This is a genomic window from Streptomyces sp. NPDC006326 (genome assembly GCF_040612915.1).
Lineage (GTDB): Bacteria > Actinomycetota > Actinomycetes > Streptomycetales > Streptomycetaceae > Streptomyces.
Genome location: NZ_JBEXRC010000036.1, coordinates 52917 through 69287, shown reverse-complemented (window position 1 = coordinate 69287; position 16371 = coordinate 52917). Strand labels below are relative to the sequence as shown.

General features: G+C 73.0%; 15 protein-coding genes. 13 read left to right on the top strand and 2 right to left on the bottom strand.

The window, feature by feature from the left end:
• Nucleotides 1-26 precede the first annotated feature (26 nt).
• The 13 genes from ABZ128_RS25310 (at nucleotide 27) to hypE (ending at nucleotide 13407) form a co-directional block, all read left to right on the top strand.
• The gene (locus ABZ128_RS25310) at nucleotides 27-1082 is read left to right on the top strand and encodes a hydrogenase expression protein HypE (RefSeq protein ID WP_356851098.1); all 1056 of its coding nucleotides are present in this window, start codon (nucleotides 27-29) and stop codon (nucleotides 1080-1082) included.
• An 88-nt stretch (nucleotides 1083-1170) separates the two neighbouring features.
• Nucleotides 1171-2955 carry a nickel-dependent hydrogenase large subunit gene (locus ABZ128_RS25305; RefSeq protein ID WP_356851097.1) on the top strand — a complete coding sequence of 595 codons (1785 nt, stop codon included), beginning with the start codon at nucleotides 1171-1173 and terminating at the stop codon, nucleotides 2953-2955.
• Entirely contained in the window at nucleotides 2952-3491 is a 540-nt protein-coding gene (locus tag ABZ128_RS25300) for a hypothetical protein (RefSeq protein WP_356851096.1), read from the top strand. The genes ABZ128_RS25305 and ABZ128_RS25300 overlap by 4 nt, the downstream gene beginning before the upstream one ends.
• Before the next feature lie 56 nt (nucleotides 3492-3547).
• The gene (locus ABZ128_RS25295) at nucleotides 3548-4174 is read left to right on the top strand and encodes a DUF5947 family protein (RefSeq protein ID WP_356851111.1); all 627 of its coding nucleotides are present in this window, start codon (nucleotides 3548-3550) and stop codon (nucleotides 4172-4174) included.
• Nucleotides 4175-4178: 4 nt separating this feature from the next.
• Nucleotides 4179-4898 (top strand): DUF6084 family protein, encoded by a 720-nt coding sequence (locus ABZ128_RS25290; protein WP_356851095.1) that lies wholly within the window; start codon nucleotides 4179-4181, stop codon nucleotides 4896-4898.
• Nucleotides 4895-6322: a hypothetical protein gene (locus ABZ128_RS25285; RefSeq protein WP_356851094.1), complete on the top strand. Its 1428-nt coding sequence runs from the start codon at nucleotides 4895-4897 to the stop codon at nucleotides 6320-6322. The genes ABZ128_RS25290 and ABZ128_RS25285 overlap by 4 nt, the downstream gene beginning before the upstream one ends.
• Nucleotides 6319-6849 (top strand): hydrogenase maturation protease, encoded by a 531-nt coding sequence (locus ABZ128_RS25280; protein ID WP_356851093.1) that lies wholly within the window; start codon nucleotides 6319-6321, stop codon nucleotides 6847-6849. The genes ABZ128_RS25285 and ABZ128_RS25280 overlap by 4 nt, the downstream gene beginning before the upstream one ends.
• 258 nt (nucleotides 6850-7107) lie before the next feature.
• Nucleotides 7108-7542 carry a hydrogenase maturation nickel metallochaperone HypA gene (locus ABZ128_RS25275; RefSeq protein ID WP_356851092.1) on the top strand — a complete coding sequence of 145 codons (435 nt, stop codon included), beginning with the start codon at nucleotides 7108-7110 and terminating at the stop codon, nucleotides 7540-7542.
• Nucleotides 7543-7545: 3 nt separating this feature from the next.
• Complete coding sequence (hypB, locus tag ABZ128_RS25270; protein ID WP_356851091.1) at nucleotides 7546-8493, top strand: hydrogenase nickel incorporation protein HypB; 948 nt, start codon at nucleotides 7546-7548, stop codon at nucleotides 8491-8493.
• A complete protein-coding gene (gene hypF / locus ABZ128_RS25265) occupies nucleotides 8493-10874 on the top strand; it encodes a carbamoyltransferase HypF (RefSeq protein WP_356851090.1) in 2382 nt (793 codons plus the stop codon). The genes hypB and hypF overlap by 1 nt, the downstream gene beginning before the upstream one ends.
• A complete protein-coding gene (locus ABZ128_RS25260) occupies nucleotides 10843-11184 on the top strand; it encodes a HypC/HybG/HupF family hydrogenase formation chaperone (protein WP_356851089.1) in 342 nt (113 codons plus the stop codon). The genes hypF and ABZ128_RS25260 overlap by 32 nt, the downstream gene beginning before the upstream one ends.
• Nucleotides 11181-12341, top strand: a complete 1161-nt coding sequence (gene hypD, locus ABZ128_RS25255; protein WP_356851088.1) for a hydrogenase formation protein HypD — start codon at nucleotides 11181-11183, stop codon at nucleotides 12339-12341. The genes ABZ128_RS25260 and hypD overlap by 4 nt, the downstream gene beginning before the upstream one ends.
• Before the next feature lie 4 nt (nucleotides 12342-12345).
• Entirely contained in the window at nucleotides 12346-13407 is a 1062-nt protein-coding gene (hypE, locus tag ABZ128_RS25250) for a hydrogenase expression/formation protein HypE (protein WP_356851087.1), read from the top strand.
• A 58-nt stretch (nucleotides 13408-13465) separates the two neighbouring features.
• Here the strand turns inward: hypE and ABZ128_RS25245 are convergent, their stop codons facing one another.
• Both ABZ128_RS25245 and ABZ128_RS25240 read right to left on the bottom strand, forming a co-directional pair.
• Complete coding sequence (locus ABZ128_RS25245) at nucleotides 13466-14965, bottom strand: M4 family metallopeptidase (protein WP_356851110.1); 1500 nt, start codon at nucleotides 14963-14965, stop codon at nucleotides 13466-13468.
• Between the two features lie 299 nt (nucleotides 14966-15264).
• On the bottom strand, nucleotides 15265-16317 hold the full coding sequence (locus ABZ128_RS25240; RefSeq protein WP_356851086.1) for a M4 family metallopeptidase: 1053 nt from the start codon (nucleotides 16315-16317) through the stop codon (nucleotides 15265-15267).
• Between the last annotated feature and the right edge of the window lie 54 nt (nucleotides 16318-16371).

The following is a 16371-nucleotide window of genomic DNA, read 5'->3' as shown; positions in this document are numbered from 1 at the left end:
TCCCTCCCCCCGAAGGAGCGATCCTCATGGGTGCACCCATGCCGAGCACGGTAGAGGACCCCCCGATCCACATCCTCTGGATCAATGCCGGACTGAGCTGCGACGGCGACTCCGTGTCCCTGACGGCGGCGATGCAGCCCAGCATCGAGGAAATCGTCATGGGCGTGCTCCCCGGCCTGCCCAAAATCGCCGTGCACTGGCCGCTCATCGACTTCGAGTGCGGGCCGGTCGGCGGCGCCGACACCTTCATCGAATGGTTCTTCAAGGGGGAACGCGGCGAGATCGACCCCTTCGTGCTCGTCATCGAAGGCTCGATCCCCAACGAGAACATCAAGCCCGAGGGCTACTGGTGCGGCTTCGGCGACAACCCGGAGACCGGCCAGCCCATCACCACCAGCGAGTGGATCGACCGCCTGGCGCCCAAGGCCCTCGCCGTCGTCGCGATCGGCACCTGCGCCACGTACGGCGGCATCCACGCGATGGAGGGCAACCCGACCGGCGCCATGGGCGTGCCCGACTACCTGGGCTGGGACTGGAAGTCGCACGCCGGCATTCCGATCGTGTGCGTACCGGGCTGCCCCATCCAGCCGGACAACTTCTCGGAGACCCTGACCTACCTGCTCTACCAGGCGGCCGGCTCCGCCCCCATGATCCCCCTCGACGACAAACTGCGCCCGACCTGGCTGTTCGGCGCCACCGTCCACGAGGGCTGCGACCGGGCCGGCTACTACGAGCAGGGCCAGTTCGCCGAGACGTACGACTCGCCCAAGTGCCTGGTCAAGGTCGGCTGCTGGGGACCCGTCGTCAAGTGCAACGTCCCCAAGCGCGGCTGGATGAACGGCATCGGCGGCTGCCCGAACGTGGGCGGCATCTGCATCGCCTGCACCATGCCCGGCTTCCCCGACAAGTTCATGCCGTTCATGGACGAGCCTCCCGGCGCCACGGTCTCCAGCGCCGCCAGCGGTGTCTACGGGAAGGTCGTCCGCAAGCTCCGCTCGATCACCGCGCACACCGTGGACCAGGAGCCCAAGTGGCGCCACACCGGCGAACGGCTGACCACCGGCTACCGCCCGCCCTGGTGACGTGATCCGGCCCGGCACACCCCCGGGCCGCCGTCCCGCTTTTCAAGAACGTCCAGCTCGCGCTCCAAGAAGGGTCACGGCAGACAAGATGGCACCGAAGACGAAGGCGGCCGGTGACGGCAGCGGCCTGGTGGAGATGGCCTGGGACCCGATCACGAGGATCGTGGGCAGTCTCGGCATCCACACGAAGATCGACTTCAAGCAGAAACGGGTCGCCGAGTGCTACAGCACCTCGTCGGTCTTCCGCGGCTACAGCGTCTTCATGCGCGGCAAGGACCCGCGCGACGCGCACTTCATCACCAGCCGCATCTGCGGCATCTGCGGTGACAACCACGCCACCTGTTCCGTCTACACGCAGAACATGGCCTACGGCGTCAAGCCGCCCCACCTCGCCGAGTGGATCATCAACCTGGGCGAGTCGGCGGAGTACATGTTCGACCACAACATCTTCCAGGAGAACCTGGTCGGGGTCGACTACTGCGAGAAGATGGTCCGCGAGACCAACCCGGGGGTCCTGGAGCTCGCCGAGCGGACCGAGGCCCCGCACGCCGGCGACCACGGCTACCGCACCATCGCCGACATCATGCGCTCCCTCAACCCCATCGAGGGCGAGTTCTACCGCGAGGCCCTCCAGGTCAGCCGCTACACGCGCGAGATGTTCTGCCTGATGGAGGGCCGCCACGTGCACCCCTCCACGCTCTACCCGGGCGGCGTGGGCACCATCGCCTCCGTGCAGCTCTTCACGGACTACCTCAGCCGGCTCATGAAGTACGTCGAGTTCATGAAGCGCGTGGTCCCGCTGCACGACGACCTCTTCGACTTCTTCTACGAGGCACTGCCCGGATACGAGGAGGTCGGCCGCCGCCGCGTCCTGCTGGGCTGCTGGGGCGCGCTCAACGACCCCGAGTACTGCGATTTCACGTACGCCAACATGAGCGACTGGGGACGGCGGATGTTCGTCACCCCCGGCATCATCGTCGACGGCAAGCTCGTCACCAACGACCTGACCAAGATCAACCTGGGGATCCGCATCCTGCTGGGCAGCTCCTACTACGACGACTGGGCCGGCCAGGAGCAGTTCGTCCGCAACGACCCGCTCGGCAACCCGGTCGACCCCCGCCACCCCTGGAACCAGCACACCATCCCCGTCCCGCAGAAGCGCAACTTCGACGACAAGTACAGCTGGGTGATGTCGCCCCGCTGGTTCGACGGCACCGAGCACCTCGCGCTCGACACGGGCGGCGGACCCATCGCCCGCCTCTGGTCCACCGCGCTGTCCGGGCTCGTCGACGTCGGCTACGTCAAGGCCACCGGGCACAGCGTCCTCATCAACCTGCCCCGCACGATGACCAAGCCGGAGACCACCTTCGAGTGGAAGATCCCGCAGTGGAGCAACGCGCTGGAGCGCAACCGCGCCCGCACGTACTTCCAGGCGTACGCGGCGGCCATCGCGCTGCACTGCGCCGAGCAGGGCCTCGAAGAGGTACGCGCCGGCCGCACCCAGACCTGGGAGAAGTTCGAGGTGCCGGACGAGTCCATCGGCGTCGGCTTCACCGAGGCCGTGCGCGGCGTCCTCTCGCACCACATGGTCATCCGCGACGGCAAGATCGCCAACTACCACCCCTACCCGCCGACCCCGTGGAACGCGAGCACCCGCGACACGTACGGCACCCCCGGACCGTACGAGGACGCCGTGCAGAACACCCCGATCTTCGAGGAGAACACCCCGGAGAACTTCAAGGGCATCGACATCATGCGCACCGTGCGCAGCTTCGACCCCTGTCTGCCCTGCGGCGTCCACATGTACGTGGGCGGCGGCAAGACGGTCAAGCAGATGCACGTGCCCACCGGCCTGAGCGGACTGGGCGGATGAGCGCGGCGGTCACCGACGCACGGCAGGCGGGCCGGCGGGTCGACGAGGTCCTCGACCGGCTGGCCGCCACCGGCGACCGGGAGGCGTGCGCGGCCGCCGAGGAACTGGTCCGCGTCCTCATGGACTTCTACGGCGCGGGCCTCGCCCGCATCGTGGAACGGCTCGGCGAGGGCCCGGGCGGCCGGGGCGCCCTCACCGCGATGCTCGACGACGACCTGGTCGCGGGGCTCCTCGCGCTGCACGACCTGAACCCCGAGGACGTGCAGACCCGGATCGGCCGCGCCCTGAAGTCCGTACGGGACCCCCTGGAACTCCTCGGCTTCGACGCGGACTCCGGCACCCTGCGGCTGCGGGCCGCCCCGGGCGGCGGCTGCGGCTGCGGCAGCGGCGACGCCGGTGCGGCGCGGCAGGCCGTCGAGGACGCCCTCGCCTGCTTCGCCCCCGAGGTGGGCGCCGTCGAACTGGAGGAGGGCCGGCCGCCGGCGCCGCTGCTCCAGATCGGCACCCGCCCGCAGAGCCCGGCGCGCGTGCCGTGAGCGCCTCCCACGCACCGGCCGCCGCGGCCGTGCGCCCGGACGGCCCGCGCCGCGGGCTGCGGCGCTTCACCGGCCCCCGCACGCCCCGCCCGGAGACCTGCGAACTGTGCGGGGTGGTGGTACCGGAGGACGGCCACCGCCACCTGGTGGAGACCGAGAAGCGGGCGCTGGTCTGCGCCTGTACGCCCTGCGCCCTGCTGTTCGACCGGCCGGGCGCCGGGGCGGGACGGTTCCGCACCGTTCCGGACCGCTACCTCGCCGATCCCGCCCACCGGCTCGACGACACGGCATGGGACCTCCTCCAGATCCCCGTCGGCGTCGCGTTCTTCTTCCGCAATGCCGCACTCGACCGACTCGTCGCGCTCTACCCGAGCCCCGCCGGGGCCACCGAGAGCGAGCTCGACCCGCAGACCTGGCAGACCGTACTCGGAGCCGGCCGGCTGGCCGCGCTCCTCGAACCCGACGTGGAAGCGCTGCTGCTGCGCCGCTCCGAGGGCCGCACCGCGTGCTACCTGGTGCCCATCGACGTCTGCTACGAGCTGGTCGGGCGGATGCGGCTGCTGTGGCAGGGCTTCGACGGGGGAGCGGAGGCCCGCGCCGCGCTGGACTCCTTCTTCGAGCACGTCGAGCGGCGCGCCAGGCCGGCGGCCGTACCGGCGGGGACCGCGGGGGAGGGGAGCTGAACCGATGACGGACTTCACCTTCACCTGCACCGGCGTACGCGCCGACCCGTACGCCGCGGGCCCCACCCTCGTCTTCCGGCTGCGCATCACCGCCTCCGGGGGCACCCGCGTCCACGCCCTCGCGCTGCGCTGCCAGCTGCGGATCGAACCGGCGCGGCGCGGCTACGGACCCGACGAGGCCGAGGCGCTCCGGGACCTGTTCGGGGACCGCTCCCGCTGGGGAACCACCCTGCGGCCCGTCCAGTTCGCCCAGGTCGCCGTGATGGTGCCGAGTTTCACCGGCGAGACCGAGACGGACGTCGTCGTACCGTGCACCTACGACATGGACATCGCCGCCGGCCGCTACCTCGGCGCCCTGGACGAGGGCGAGGCACCGCTGCTGATGCTGTTCTCCGGCACCGCCTTCACCGGAGCCGGGGGCTTCCACGTCGAGCCCGTGCCCTGGGACCGCGAAGCCGCGTACCGGATGCCCGTGGCGGTGTGGCGCGAGATGGTCGAGCAGCACTTCCCCGGCTGCGGCTGGCTGCGGCTGCCCCGCGACACCATGGCGGACCTCCTCGCCTACCGCTCCCGGCACGCGCTGCCCTCCTGGGAGGCGACCGTACGGGCCCTGCTCGACGCGGCGCAGCCCGCCGCGCCGCCGCACCCGGCCCCCTCCCCGGACCCCTCCTGGGCCGGCGCCGTACTGCCGCGGGCCACCGCCACCGGAAGGACGACGCCGTGACCACCACGACCCTGCCCGCCTCCCGCTTCGCCGCCGCCCGACAGGTGGCCGACGCCGTCCTGTTCGAGGGGTACGTGCTGTACCCGTACCGTGCCTCGGCCGCGAAGAACCGGCTGCGCTGGCAGTTCGGCGTACTGGTGCCGCCCGCCTGGGGCAACGCCCACGGCGAGCACTGCTTCCAGCGGACCGAACTGGTGATGGAGCCGCGGGGAGACGCCACCGTCCACGTCGAGGCGCGCTTCCTGCACGCCCAGCGGCGCACCGTCGAAGAGGCCCGCGGAGACGGCACCTTCGCGGCCGTCGCCGAACTCCACCTGCCCGACCGGGTCCTCGTCCCCTGGGACGAGGGGACCGAGGAGCGGGTCGAGATGAGCGTGCGCGTCGCCGAACTGGAGGCGGGCGAGGTCTGCCTGCCCTTCGCCCGGCCGGCCCGCGAGGAGACCGAGCCCGTCCTCGACGCGGCCGGGCGCAGCGTCGGCCGGCTGGTGCGGCGCACCGAGCGGATCGACGGCGTGGTGCGGCTGCGTGCCGAGGAACTGGCCCTGCCCTACCGGGCGTTGAAGCTCACGGCCGTGGTGGAGAACACCGGGGACTGGGATCCCGAGGCCGGGGCGGCGGACGGCGCCGACCGGGAGGAGGCGATCCCCCGCTCGCTCGTCGCCGCCCACCTCCTGCTCTGCCTGGACGCCGGGTCCTTCCTGTCGATGACCGATCCGCCCGAATGGGCCAAGGGCGTGGTCGCCGCCTGCGCCAACGAGCACACCTGGCCCGTCCTCGCCGGGGAGAACGGCCGCGCCGACGTGGTCCTGTCCTCCCCCATCATCCTGGAGGACCACCCCGCGATCGCCCCCGAGAGCGCCGGGGCCATGTACGACGCCACCGAGATCGACGAGATCCTCGCGCTGCGCACGGCGGCCCTCACCGACCAGGAGAAGCGCGAGGCCCGCGGCACCGACCCGCGTGCCGCCGCCGTGATCGACCTCGCCGACTCCATGCCTCCCGAGGTGCTGGAACGCCTGCACGGCGCGGTGCGGGCACTGCGCGAGATCACCGACCCGGCGCGGCGGACCGACCCGGACGGCGAACCCCCGCAGCCCGACGCCGTGTTCCGGCAGGACACCCCCTGGTGGGACCCGGCCCACGACGACACCGCCGACCCCTTGCGGGACCGGATCCTCGTCGACGGCACCCCGGTCGGCCCGGGCAGCCGGGTCCTGCTGCGGCCGGGCCTGCGCCGCACCGACGCCCAGGACCTGTTCCTCCAGGGCCGCAGCGCCCGGGTCGAGGCCGTCCTCCACGACGTCGACGGCGGCGTGCACCTCGCGGTCACCGTCGAAGGGGATCCGGGCGCCGACATCCGCCGGGAGCAGGGCCGCTTCCTGTACTTCCAGCCCGACGAGGTCACCCCGCTGGAGGACGCGTGAGAGGCTCGACCCTGGTCGCAGGCATCGGCAACGTCTTCCTCGGCGACGACGGATTCGGCGTCGAGACCGTCCGGCAGCTCGGCGAGCCCGGCCGGCCGCTGCCCGCGCACGTGGAGCTGGCGGACATCGGCGTCCGCGGCGTCCACCTCGCCTACCAGCTCCTCGACGGGTACGACACGCTCGTCCTGATCGACGCCACCGCCCGCGGCGGAGCCCCGGGCACCCTCTATCTGATCGAGGCGCCCGAACCCGGAACCGTCGCCCCGCAGAGCGCCGTGCTCGACGGGCACCACATGTCGCCCGACGCCGTCCTGGCCCTGCTCGCCACCCTGTGCGAGGGCGCCGGCGGCACCCCGCCCCGGCGCATCTGGGTCGTCGGCTGCGAACCCGCCTGCCTGGACGAGGGGATCGGCCTCAGCGCCCCGGTGGCCGCCGCCGTGCCGGAGGCCGTACGGATGGTCCACGACCTGGTCCGGCACCAGGACGCGGAGCCGCTCGACGAGGAACACAACGCCACAGCCACCTGAGGAGGACCCCGTGAACAAGTCCCTCATCGGCGCCACGGCCGCGGCCGTCGCCTTCGCCGCCGTCCTGGCGATGACACTGCCCGACCTCAAGCGGTACCTGCGCATCCGCCGGATGTGACCGCGGCCCGCCGCCCGGACCCCCGGAACCGCTGAACCGCCCCGGCGCCCGAACGGCGTACGGGGCGGCGGCGCGTCGGCGTGCCCCGGCGCCCCGCCCGTCGCCGCCCGGTCTAATGAGGCCCGGCAGGACGGAGACCCATGCACGAGATGTCGATCGCGACGGCCGTGGTGAGCCAGGTGCAGGAAGCGGCCGAGGCAGGCGGCGCGAACGCGGTCACCTCGGTCCGGCTCCAGGTCGGGGAGCTGGCCGGGGTCGTCCCCGACGCCCTCGCCTTCTGCTTCGAACTCGCCTGCGCCGGCACGCTGCTCGAAGGAGCCCAGCTCGTCACGGAACGCGTGGCCGCACGCGCCCGCTGCGGGTCCTGTACGCAGGACTGGGCGGTCGGCATGCCACCGCGACTGATCTGTCCCCGGTGCGGCCGGGCGACCGGCGTCGAACTGATCGGCGGACGCGAACTGCAGATCCTCGACGTGTGCTGGCAGGAGGACCCGGCCGGAGCCGACGGCCCGTCCCCGGCCGCGGCTCCCGCCCCTGCCGCCCGCACCCGCGAACCCATCCCCGAGGAGCGCTGAACCATGTGCCGTGTGGTCGACCTGAAGCAGGCGGTCCTCGCCAAGAACGACTCGCTCGCGCAGGGCCTGCGCACCGAACTGGCGTCCCGCGGCACCACGGTGGTGAATCTGCTCTCCAGTCCCGGCAGCGGGAAGACGGCCCTGCTGGAGCGTGAACTCGGGCTGGCGAGGGAGCGGGGCGTCGCCGTCGCCGCCCTGACCGCCGACCTCGCCACCGAGAACGACGCGGTGCGGCTGGCGCGCTCGGGCGTCCCCGTCAAGCAGGTGCTGACCGACGGTCTCTGCCATCTGGAGGCCGGGATGCTGGGCCGGCACCTGAACGGCTGGCTGCCGCAGGACATCCGGCTGCTCTTCGTGGAGAACGTCGGGAACCTCGTCTGCCCGGCCTCCTACGACCTCGGCGAGTCACTGCGCGTGGTGCTGGCCTCCGTGACGGAGGGGGAGGACAAGCCCCTGAAGTACCCCACGGCGTTCGGCCTGGCCCAGCTGGTGGTGGTCACCAAGACCGACATCGCGCAGGCCGTGGAGTTCGACGAGGCCGCCTTCCGCGCGCACGTCCAGCAGGTCAACCCCGGGGTGGAAGTGGTCCTGACCTCCGCGCGCACGGGCCGGGGAGCCGGGGTGCTCGTGGACCGGGCGCTGGCCGCCGCCGAGGGCGCAGCCGTGCACACCCCGGTCATGTCCCGGCAGCGGACCACCGCCCCACAGGTCCACGACAGCCACGCCCACGGCGGCCACGACCACGACCACGGCGGCCACGACCACGACCACGGCGGCCACGACCACGACCACGGCGGCCACGACCACGCCCACGGCGGCCACGACCACGACCACGGCGGCCACGACCACGACCACGGCGGCCACGACCACGACCACGGCGGCCACGACCACGGCCCCGCAGACCCCGCCGGCCCGCTCCCCGCGCACCCGGCCGCGGCACCCACCCGCTGATGGAGGCCGTGCAGCGCCGACGGGTCGTGGTGCGGGGCGTGGTCCAGGGCGTGGGCTTCCGGCCGTACGTCTACACCCGCGCGACCGGACTCGGCCTTGCCGGGCACGTCACCAACACCCCGGAGGGCGTCGTCGCCGAGGTCGAGGGCGCTGCCGCCGCCGTGACGGCCTTCTGCGAGCGGCTCGCGGCCGACGCCCCGCCCCTGGCCGTCGTCGACGCCGTCGACCACTGCGAGGTCCCGCTCGCCGGCGGTGCGGGCTTCACCATCGTCGCCTCCCGCTCCGGCGGCCCCGGCCGCACCCTCGTCTCCCCGGACGTGGCCACCTGCGCCGACTGCCTGGCCGAGCTCGCGGACCCGGCCGACCGGCGCCACCGGCACCCGTTCATCACCTGCACGCACTGCGGCCCCCGCTTCACCATCGTCACCGGCCTGCCGTACGACCGGGCGCACACCACCATGGCCGGCTTCCCGATGTGCCCCGACTGCGCCCGCGAGTACGCCGACCCGGCCGACCGGCGCTTCCACGCCCAGCCCGTGGCCTGCCCGGCCTGCGGACCCCGGCTGCGGCTCCTCACCGGCACGCCCCCGCGCGAGACGGCGGACGCCGACCCGGTGGCCGCGGCCCGGCGGCTCCTCGCCGAGGGCGCGGTCCTCGCCGTCAAGGGCCTCGGCGGCTACCACCTCGCCTGCGACGCAGCCCAGGCCGGCGCCGTGGCCGAGCTGCGCCGCCGCAAGGCGCGCGGGGACAAGCCGTTCGCCGTGATGGCCGCCGCCCTCGCCGACGTCGAGGCCCTCGCCGAGCTCGGCCCCGCCGAACGCGCCCTGCTCACCGGCCCGGTGCGGCCCATCGTGCTGCTGCGCCGCCGCCCCGCGGCCGACCGCACGGTGGCCGACGCGGTCGCCCCGCGCTGCCCCGACCTCGGCGTGATGCTCCCTTACACCCCCGTCCACCACCTGCTGTTCGGGCTCCCGGGGGACCCGCCCGGCCCGCGCCTGCTCGTGATGACCAGCGGCAACCTCTCGGGCGAGCCGATCGTCACCGACGACGCCGAGGCGCTGGAACGGCTCAACCACCTCGCCGACGCCTGGCTCACGCACGACCGCCCCATCCACGTGCCCTGCGACGACTCGGTCGTCCGCGTGTGCGACGGGGAACCGCTGACCGTACGCCGCTCCCGCGGCCACGCCCCGCTGCCCCTGGCCCTGCCGCTGCCCGTCCCGCCCTCCCTCGCCGCCGGCGCAGACCTCAAGAACACCTTCTGCCTCGGCGAGGGCCGCCGGGCATGGCTGTCCGCCCACATCGGCGACATGGACGACCTGGCCACCCAGCACGCCTTCGAACGCGCCGAGCAGCAGATGGAGTCCATCACCGGCGTCACCCCCGCACTCCTCGCGGCCGACCGGCACCCGGGCTACCGCTCCACCGGCTGGGCCCAGCGCACCGCCGGGGCCCGGCCGCTGGTCCGCGTACAGCACCACCACGCGCACGTGGCCTCCGCAATGGCCGAGCACGGCCTCGACGGCACGGCCCGGGTGATCGGCATCGCCTTCGACGGTACCGGGTACGGAGACGACGGCGCGGTGTGGGGCGGGGAGGTCCTCGTCGCGGACTACGCCGGGTACCACCGGTTCGGCCACCTCGGGTACGTGCCGCTGCCCGGCGGGGACGCCTCCGTACGGCGGCCCTACCGGATGGCCCTGGCGCACCTGTGGGCGGCGGGCATCGACTGGTCACCGGACCTGCCCTGCGTGGCGGCCTGCCCGCCCCTGGAACGGGGCGTGCTGCGCCGCCAGCTGGAGCGGAATCTGCACTGCGCGCCCACCTCCAGCATGGGGCGGCTGTTCGACGCGGTCTCCTCCCTGGCCGGGGTGTGCCACCTCGCCGGGTACGAGGCCCAGGCCGCGGTCGAGCTGGAGTCCGCCGCACTGTCGGCCACCCCCGCCGCGCCGGGCGGGCAGGGCTACGCCTTCGCCCTGCGCCCCGGCGGCTTCCCCGACCGCGGCCCGGTGGCGGCGGACCCGGCCCCCGTCCTCGCCGCGGTGGTGGCCGACCTGCGCGCCGGCACACCGGCTCCCGTCATCGCGGCCCGCTTCCACCACGCGGTCGCGGCGCTGGTGGGTACGTGGGCCGCCCTGGCCCGCGAGCGTCACGGCCTCGACACCGTCGCCCTCACCGGCGGCGTCTTCGCCAACACCCTGCTTTCGTCCGCGTGCGCGAGCGTCCTGCGCGAGCGCGGCTTCACCGTTCTGCGCCACCACCGCATCCCCCCGAACGACGGGGGGCTGGCCCTCGGCCAGCTCATGGTGGCGGCCTGCGCACCGCACCACCCACAGCGAGGAGAGGGCCATGTGTCTGGCGGTACCCGGCAGAGTGCTTGACATCGGGGAGAAGGACGGCACCCGCATGGCGACCGTCGACTTCGGCGGAGTGGTCAAGGAGGTGTGCCTGGAGTACCTGCCCGACCTGCAGGTCGGCGAGTACGCCATCGTCCACGTCGGCTTCGCCCTGCAGCGCCTGGACGAGGATTCGGCCCGCCAGACCCTCGACCTCTTCGCCCAGCTCGGCATGCTCCAGGAGGAGTTCGGCGACCCCTGGGAGCGGGCGGCGGCAGAGGCGGGCGCCCAGGACTGGCCCTTCGCCGACGGACTCCCGGCCGGGGACGCACCACAGGAGGCACGGCAGCAGTGAAGTACATCGACGAGTTCCAGGACCCCGAGCTGGCCCGCAGGCTGCTCGACGACATCCACGCGACGGTGACGCGGCCCTGGGCGCTGATGGAGGTCTGCGGCGGCCAGACCCACACCATCATCAGACACGGGATCGACCAGCTCCTGCCGGAGCAGGTCGAGTTGATCCACGGGCCGGGCTGCCCGGTCTGCGTGACCCCGCTGGAGGTCATCGACAAGGCCCTGGAGATCGCCTCCCGGCCCGACGTCGTCTTCTGCTCCTTCGGCGACATGCTCCGCGTTCCCGGCACCGGCCGCGACCTCTTCCAGGTCCGCAGCGAGGGCGGGGACGTACGGGTCGTCTACTCCCCGCTCGACGCGCTGCGGATCGCGCAGCAGAACCCCGGCCGCCAGGTGGTCTTCTTCGGCATCGGGTTCGAGACCACCGCACCCCCCAACGCCATGACGGTGTACCAGGCGAAGAAGCTCGGCATCCCGAACTTCAGCCTGCTCGTCTCCCACGTGCGGGTGCCCCCCGCCATCGAGGCGATCATGACCTCGCCGAGCTGCCGGGTCCAGGGCTTCCTCGCCGCCGGGCACGTGTGCAGCGTGATGGGAACGGGGGAGTACCCGGACCTGGCCGCCCGCCACCGCGTCCCGATCGTGGTGACCGGCTTCGAACCGCTGGACATCCTCGAAGGCGTGCGCAGGGCGGTACGGCAGCTGGAACGCGGCGAGCACACCGTCGACAACGCGTACGCCCGGGCCGTGCGCCCGGAGGGGAACCCGGCGGCCCTCGCCATGCTGGAGGACGTCTTCGAGGTGACCGACCGCGCCTGGCGCGGGATCGGCGTGATCCCCCGCAGCGGCTGGCGGCTGTCCGCCCGCTACCGGGACTTCGACGCCGAACACCGCTTCTCGGTCACGGACATCAGCACCCGGGAGCCCGCCGAGTGCCGCAGCGGCGAGGTCCTCCAGGGCCTGATCAAGCCGCACGAGTGCGAGGCCTTCGGCGCCACCTGCACCCCGCGCACCCCGCTCGGAGCCACGATGGTCTCCAGCGAGGGCGCGTGCGCCGCGTACTACCTCTACCGGCGCCTGGAGATCACGACCGCCCGGAAGGCCGAGGCCCCCGCCCCGGCCGGGACCGGGCAGCTGGAGGCGAGCCCCGTTGCCTGACACCGTGTCCGACGCCCCGCTGGACGTCACCGGCTGGACCTGTCCGGCCCCCCTGCGCGACCGCCCGCGGGTGGTCATGGGCCACGGCGGCGGTGGCTCGCTGTCCGCCGAGCTCGTCCAGCACGTCTTCGCCCCCGCGTTCGGCGGCGAGGTCCTCGCCCAGCTCGGCGACTCGGCCGCCGTGACCCTGGGCGGGGCCCGGCTGGCCTTCTCCACGGACTCGTACGTGGTGCGGCCGCTGTTCTTCCCCGGCGGCAGCATCGGCGACCTCGCCGTCAACGGCACGGTCAACGACCTGGCGATGAGCGGAGCCCGGGCCGCCTACCTCTCCTGCGGGTTCATCCTCGAAGAGGGCGTCGAGATGTCCGTGGTGGCCCGGGTGGCCCAGGACCTCGGCGCGGCCGCGCGCACGGCGGGCGTCGAGGTGGCGACCGGGGACACCAAGGTCGTGGAAGCCGGCCACGGTGACGGCATCTACCTGAACACCGCCGGCATCGGCCTGATCCCCGACGGGGTGGACCTGCGGCCGCAGCGTGTCGTACCGGGCGACGTCGTCATCGTCAGCGGCGAGATCGGGCTCCACGGGGTGGCCATCATGAGCGTCCGCGAAGGCCTCGAATTCGGCGTGGACGTCGAGAGCGACTGCGCGCCGCTGGGCGGGCTCGTCCAGGCCATGCTCGCCGTCACGCCAGATCTGCACGTACTGCGCGACCCCACGCGCGGCGGACTGGCCGCGGCCCTGGGCGAGATCGCCGCCGCCTCGGGCACCGGGGTCGTCGTCCAGGAGAGCCGGGTGCCGGTCCCCGAGGCGGTGCGCGGGGCCTGCGCGGTCCTCGGACTCGACCCCTTCTACGTGGCCAACGAGGGCAAGCTCGTCGCCTTCGTCCCGCGGGAACACGCCGACGCGGTCCTCGACGCGATGCGCGCCCACCCGCTCGGCCGGCACGCGGCGGTGGTCGGCGAGGCGGTCGAGGCCCATCCCGGGCTGGTCGTGGCCCGCACCGGCCTCGGCGGGACCCGCGTGGTGGACCTGCCGATCGGGGAACAACTGCCGCGCATCTGCTGAGGCCGCGGCCCGCCGTGCCGCGCCGGCCCGCACGGGCGGCGCGACACGGCGGCCGGGGTCACTTCACGTTGACCGCGGTCCAGGCCGCGGCGACCGTCTGGTACTCGGTGCTGCCGGAGCCGTACAGGTCCGCGGCGGCCTGCAGGGTCGCCGTCCGGGCGCCCGCGTAGTCCGTCGAGGAGGTCATGTACACGGACAGCGCCTTGTACCAGATCTTGTACGCCTTGGTCCGGCCGATCCCGGTGACGGTGGAGCCGTTCGCCGTGGGCGAGTTGTAACTCACGCCGTTGACGGTCTTCGCGCCGCTGCCCTCGGACAGCAGGTAGAAGAAGTGGTTCGCCACGCCGGAGGAGTTGTGGACGTCGAGGCGGCCGACGTTGCGGTCCCAGTAGTCCGCGGAGGCGCCGTCGCGGCTCGGCTTGTCCATGTAGCGCAGGGGCGTGCCGTTGCCGCGGATGTCGATCTTCTCGCCGATGAGGTAGTCACCGGGGTCGGAGGCGTTGGCCGCGTAGAACTCGACCGCGGTGCCGAGGATGTCCGAGGTCGCCTCGTTGAGCCCGCCGGACTCCCGGCTGTAGCGCAGGCCCGCCGTGGAGGCGGTCAGGCCGTGCGACATCTCGTGGCCTGCCACGTCGAGCGAGGTCAGCGGCTTGGTGTTGTTCGCCCCGTCGCCGTAGGTCATGCAGAAGCACGAGTCGGACCAGAAGGCGTTCACGTAGGCGTTCCCGTAGTGGACGCGGGAGTACGCCGCGACGCCGTCGCCGCGGATGCCGAGGCGGCCCAGCTCGTTCTTGTAGAAGTCCCAGGTGACGGCCGCACCGTAGTGCGCGTCGACCGCGGCGGTCTGCCGGTTGGCGGGGGTGCCGTCGCCCCAGGTGTCGTCGGCGTCGAGGAACAGCGACCCGGTGCCGTTGGTGCCGCCGGCCAGGTCGTAGGTCTTGTGGCCGCCGCGGGCGCCGTCCGTCAGCTCGAACTGGGACCCGTTGGCCTTCGTGCCGAGGGTGACGGAGCCGCTGTACTCGCTCGCGCCGATGCCCGTCTCGATCGCGTCGTACGAGTAGAGCACCTTGCCGCTGCGGGCATCGGTGACGGTGTGCAGTTCGCTCGGCGTACCGTCGTGCCCGACGCCTTCGGTGACGGTCTCCCAGGCGAGCACCGGCGTCCCGCCGGCGGCCCAGACCACCTTGCGGGCGCCCTTGGGAGCGGCGAGCGAAGCGGTCTTGGTGTCGACCGATATGCGTGCCGAGGTCGCCTTGGTGGTGGAGCGGGCGCCGTTCTTCCCGGTGTGCACGACCAGGTCGCCGCCGAGGACCGGCAGGCCGGCGTACGTGCGCTCGTAGCGGGTGTGGACGGTTCCGTCCGCGTCCTTGACGATGTCCCGGACCACGAGCCCTTCCTCGGCGGCGAGGCCGATGGCCTTCGCGGTGGCCGTGGCCTCGGTCTGGGCCTGCGCGATGGCGGAGGCGCGCGCCGAGCCCGTCAGGGCGACGGCCGTGGCTCCGGCCTCGCGGTCGGCGGAGGCCTGGGCGGGGCCGCTCTGCACCGCGAGGGCGACCATCGCGGCGGAGGCGACGAGGGCGGCGGCGCGCAGCACGTGGATGCGGCTGGGGGAGGTGGGGGTTGAGGACGTGGGGTGAGTCACTCGATCTCCTTGGCTGGCCGTGGGGGGCAGTGGAGGAGAGAGTGCCAGGAAGTGGCCGATCATTGACAGGTGCGCAACAAGGATTTGACCTTCTGTTGTCCGAAGGGTGCGCATCGGTGTCCGCTGAGCGGTGAATCGGCGTGGAAACAGCCCGATATGACACGGTGTCGGTTCCGGCCGCCGACCGGGCGCGGAACCGACACCGTATGCAGCGGCTACCCGACGCCCGGAATCTGCCGGGCCCGGAACGCGGCGCGGACCGCGTCCGCCGCGCTCTTGCCGTACATGCGCTGCGCCGTCGCGATCGTCGTCAGTGCCGCGTCCTGGAAGCTCGTGTCCGGGCGGAAGCCGAACTGCGCGTTCACGATGATCCGGTCGGCGGTGCGGGCGCCCAGGGCCCCGCGGATGTCGAAGAGCGCCCGCGACCAGATCTCACCGTCCGCGTGGACCTCCCCCACCCGGTCCGCGTACACCTTGTCGCCGTCTATGCGGCGCAGGCAGTGCGGAGCCGCGCTGTACCCGGTCGAGTCCCAGTCGGCGACACACGCGAGGTCCGTCCTGCGCTGCCACCCGTGGACCTCGTCCGCGTGCGCACCGACCTCGACCGCGAGGTAGTCCCCGAAGGCCTCGCCGATGGCGCCGGCCTCCGGAGAGGTGCCGAAGCCGGGGACCTGCGCGTTGTGCACCGCGTGGCCGTACTCGTGGACGATCACCTCGGCATCCTCGGCGTCGTCCACCCCGCCCTTGCCGAAGCGGATCTCGGCCTTCTTGTCGGTGAAGAAGGAGTTGTCGGCCCCGTACTGGTTGATCCGCACCGGCTGGGCGCGGTCGTTGGCCCCCGGCAGCTCGCTGCCGAAGCCGAGGCCCTGGAGGTACTCCTGCGCCTCGTTCACCCAGAAATACGCCATGACCTGCTCGAACTGGTCGTCGGCGCGGGTGTAGCCGCCCGCGTCCGCGGTCTTCGCGGCGCTGCCGGTGTCGGAGCGGACGTACGCCCACCTGCCGGACAGCGATCCGCCGGCGTCGAGATTGCGCAGCGCCGCCGTGGCGTACGCCGACGCGGGCACGGCGTCGGCGGAGTCCTTCGCGTCGGTCAGCGTCTGGTCCCCGGAGGACTGGACCGGATTGACCATGAAGAGGCGGGCCTGGGGCAGCGAGGCCTCGGAAGGCGCCCCCGAGGGCAGGGCCGAAACCGGACCGGCCAGGGCGAACAGGGCCGCGGTGGTGGTGGCCGCGGCGATCAGGCCGCGGGATGTGCGGCGGGCCATAGACGTCTCCCCTGATGGAGTGGTGGCGTATGCGGCCGCGATCTTCGCGTACGC

Bases quoted from the DNA above. Each gene is read 5' to 3' on its own strand.
- hypB (WP_356851091.1), top strand. From the start codon at position 7,546: ATGTGCCGTGTGGTCGACCTGAAGCAGGCGGTCCTCGCCAAGAACGAC.
- hypF (WP_356851090.1), top strand. From the start codon at position 8,493: ATGGAGGCCGTGCAGCGCCGACGGGTCGTGGTGCGGGGCGTGGTCCAG.
- ABZ128_RS25310 (WP_356851098.1), top strand. From the start codon at position 27: ATGGGTGCACCCATGCCGAGCACGGTAGAGGACCCCCCGATCCACATC.
- ABZ128_RS25290 (WP_356851095.1), top strand. From the start codon at position 4,179: ATGACGGACTTCACCTTCACCTGCACCGGCGTACGCGCCGACCCGTAC.
- ABZ128_RS25245 (WP_356851110.1), bottom strand. From the start codon at position 14,965: ATGGTCGCCCTCGCGGTGCAGAGCGGCCCCGCCCAGGCCTCCGCCGAC.
- ABZ128_RS25240 (WP_356851086.1), bottom strand. From the start codon at position 16,317: ATGGCCCGCCGCACATCCCGCGGCCTGATCGCCGCGGCCACCACCACC.
- ABZ128_RS25300 (WP_356851096.1), top strand. From the start codon at position 2,952: ATGAGCGCGGCGGTCACCGACGCACGGCAGGCGGGCCGGCGGGTCGAC.
- ABZ128_RS25305 (WP_356851097.1), top strand. From the start codon at position 1,171: ATGGCACCGAAGACGAAGGCGGCCGGTGACGGCAGCGGCCTGGTGGAG.
- ABZ128_RS25260 (WP_356851089.1), top strand. From the start codon at position 10,843: ATGTGTCTGGCGGTACCCGGCAGAGTGCTTGACATCGGGGAGAAGGAC.
- ABZ128_RS25275 (WP_356851092.1), top strand. From the start codon at position 7,108: ATGCACGAGATGTCGATCGCGACGGCCGTGGTGAGCCAGGTGCAGGAA.